Origin of the sequence: Vibrio sp. B4-6, from assembly GCF_963888245.1 — a bacterium.
Classification (GTDB): Bacteria; Pseudomonadota; Gammaproteobacteria; order Enterobacterales; family Vibrionaceae; genus Vibrio; species Vibrio anguillarum.
In genome coordinates this window covers 1-2,982 of sequence record NZ_CAWPIM010000041.1, presented here as the reverse complement: position 1 = coordinate 2,982, position 2,982 = coordinate 1, and the positions used below count along the sequence as shown (strand labels likewise).

Below are 2,982 nucleotides of genomic sequence, written 5' to 3'. Positions count from 1 at the left end.
GGAGGAGAATCAATGAGAAAACTGGCGCAATCCGAACACTTAGAGTAAAAATAGGGAAAGAGAAAAAGTGCTGGTTAAGGTGTTCGGAATAAACCGAAACAAGCGTTCGCAATCACCGAAATACGCACCTATTTCTAGACAACCACCAAAAATGGATGATATCTGTTCAAATGGATGGCTTGTCATCGCCTCACACTCGGCAACTGAAAAAATTCGGGAAGTTATTGGCGAAGCGACAAAAGTAAACGCAGTTATACGTAGTTATGGTCGAGGTACATATGACCCTATAACTAGCGCCATCCAACAGAGGGTTAATTGGTAGTTACATTGGCATTTTGTTCATTGTTGCATATATGTGCTAGGGGTAGCTATTACCCCTAACTAAATTATATAGACAGAAGTGATTTTGTTATATCAAACGATGAAACCTTTAGCTTTAGCATACTTTTCCTAATCTGATCGAAACATTTTAGAGCAATAATACTAACCTGCTTTTGTCCATCTTTGATTCAGACCGGTTCGGTACAGCCGATGATAGAATGCACAAACTGCTAGATAACACATGAATTAACTCGCTCTCTAAGATAACGTTATATCCCCTCGTCGAACGAGCATGCAGAAACGCGAGTAGTCATGACTATAAACGAATACCCTATGAGGAACGCTAGCTCCGCTCATAAATGAGTCGAATGCTGAAAGAGTGGCTTTCGGTAACGATGATGGGTCAACAACTTTCCAGGGAACGTCTGGCAGTTCGAATTCTTCTAATGTCGGCAATAAGTTTAAGTATGGGTCAGTCATGCATTTTATCCCTGCTTATAGTGTAAGATTAATCAGTAGTGCTTAAATTTATTTGGTTTAGGTTCTAGATGATTTCAATTCAATGGATTCTCGCCACTGCCGTGATTCCTTAACACTACGCTCAAAGTGATCGTCACTTTTAAGATGCAAACCGTTTCGTCGGTTACGAGCGGCACGGTACAAGATAGCTCTGCGTTGTTTCTCGGTCATAAAACCTCCCATCCACCAATTTGCCAGTATGATTCTATTTTTGCTATTCCTATGTTTATGAAAGTCAGTTTTGAACTTCCTAACATAACAAAGTTCACAAAGGTAATGTGTTGAACTCTCCGTATTTATCATTGATAAGATAAGCCACTTCTCTATTGCGCGCATCCTTAGATAATAGCAACTCAGCAATAGTTAGTAATGCCAACGCAGGTTGACCAATTTTTAAAGACTCGCCCCAAAATGGCTTTATTACTTTAAGAGGTGGTAACTCTTTATGTCCGATAGAGTACTTGACCGGTTGATGTCGGCTAAACAATAGTATCTCGTGAGGGTGGTTATATTTTGTAAGCTGAGTCGCGGCCACTTCTCCCCCCCAAACATCTCCTGGCTGCAATAAGATATCTTCCCAATTGTCAACAGGAGGATAAGTCGTCACCTGATGATGGCGAGCTAAAATGTGACCATAATTTTTCAACCATTCATAACGCAACTCAGGCTCATGTAAAAACCTTCTTAGGCGTTTATTCTTTACTATATGGTTGTTTTCAATAAGGTACTTCATTGCCTTTGTAACCATACCAACCGAAATGTCAGCTTTAGATGCAATATTCGCATAGGTCTCATTGATAAGGCCTTTTTCAGCGAAAAGAGCAAATAAGCACTTCATGATACCGATAGTCATAAACTGGTGAGATTTATCTTGTTTTATCGGAGGTCTATTGCCAATGAATATGCATATGTCACTAGTCATTACTCTTACGTTTCCGGAGTCATCGGCATAGTTGATGTTTGAGTCATGGCATAGCTGCCTAAGATAATCACTGAGATGATTGCAAAAAAGTATGTCGTTAGCTTTTGGTCGTCGTTTCAAATAGCTTTCAATACTTTCTTTACGATGTATATGAGCATGGAAAATATTAAACGTTATCGGCTGACCATTAACTGTCATTTTTAGCTGCGGCCTACCACCCATTTTTCCATCCGTATAGACAGCGTTGAATTCTGACGGTAAGCCAACAAGATTGGGTTCGTTATGGAGTTGTTTCATCGTAAATACACGCCTCACGAATTTTTCATGATTCATGAAAAAAATTAAATTATAGAGTTTTATAGCTTAAAAACTTAAAACTTTCGAGAAAAATGAAAAAAAGCGGTAAGTTTTATTGAGGAAATTTCATTAAAATCAATAGGTAGGATTAAAAACATACATTCACTACGCATTTCTTGAAAGTATGAATATAACAATAGGTCAAATGTTATTTTTATTATAATAATCAATATATTAGATTTATTATTGGGTCGTTTATTGTCATTTTGAACCTACTTTATTTGATAGCCACAAAAACTTGCATTTATTGTTTATAATCAATATGTTATTAAAATTTCGAATGCTGAGAAAAAGAGTTGAATCATACTTTCAGTACGTACTTTCAAACTTTCAGTACGCCTATTTTTATGATGTTGAGCAATAAACTACCGCTGAATAAGAAGGCTAAAATTCTTCATAATCCAAATAGTTCAGATAGAGACTTTAACGGTTGCCCATGTACTCAATACTATCTATCATTACCCCAGACCAAGCATACGCCCCTTGGTCTTAAAATATGAGGCATACTTTGTATGTGGGTCCGCGCAGCACTGGTCACAGTCAGTTCGTAAGGAACAAAAGGTGGCATTGAGATGGCAGCGGCATCTCTAACTTATAGCTGTAAAATTCTTAATGGAGCCGTTCAGGGCCCCATCTTCTAATTTATCCATTTCTCTGTATCTAAACGATCTTACCGGTTGTTGATAATCTCTCTAATTCATTTCGTCCCCAAAATGCAATGCTCCCTCGCACACTTATGTCGAGTAGACGACACCTGTTACCAAGTGTCGCCCCTCTAAGAACCCAGCGTGCAACTTTCACCGCACTAGGCTCAAGCCTTCACGAAGGCACCAGTTGGCACCCAGCAACTTACAAAGCAGTGA

Annotated in this window: 3 protein-coding genes; all 3 read right to left on the bottom strand. The window is 38.7% G+C overall.

Going from position 1 to position 2,982, the window contains the following annotated elements:
- Positions 1–579: 579 nt before the first annotated feature.
- The 3 genes from AACV20_RS11470 to AACV20_RS11460 all read right to left on the bottom strand — a co-directional run bounded on the left by AACV20_RS11470 (position 580) and on the right by AACV20_RS11460 (position 2,059).
- Complete coding sequence (locus tag AACV20_RS11470) at positions 580–801, bottom strand: hypothetical protein (RefSeq protein WP_020977893.1); 222 nt, start codon at positions 799–801, stop codon at positions 580–582.
- A gap of 57 nt (positions 802–858) precedes the next feature.
- Positions 859–1,011 carry a hypothetical protein gene (locus tag AACV20_RS11465; protein WP_170908083.1) on the bottom strand — a complete coding sequence of 51 codons (153 nt, stop codon included), beginning with the start codon at positions 1,009–1,011 and terminating at the stop codon, positions 859–861.
- Between the two features lie 94 nt (positions 1,012–1,105).
- Complete coding sequence (locus AACV20_RS11460) at positions 1,106–2,059, bottom strand: type IV toxin-antitoxin system AbiEi family antitoxin (RefSeq protein WP_241540240.1); 954 nt, start codon at positions 2,057–2,059, stop codon at positions 1,106–1,108.
- Positions 2,060–2,982: the final 923 nt, after the last annotated feature.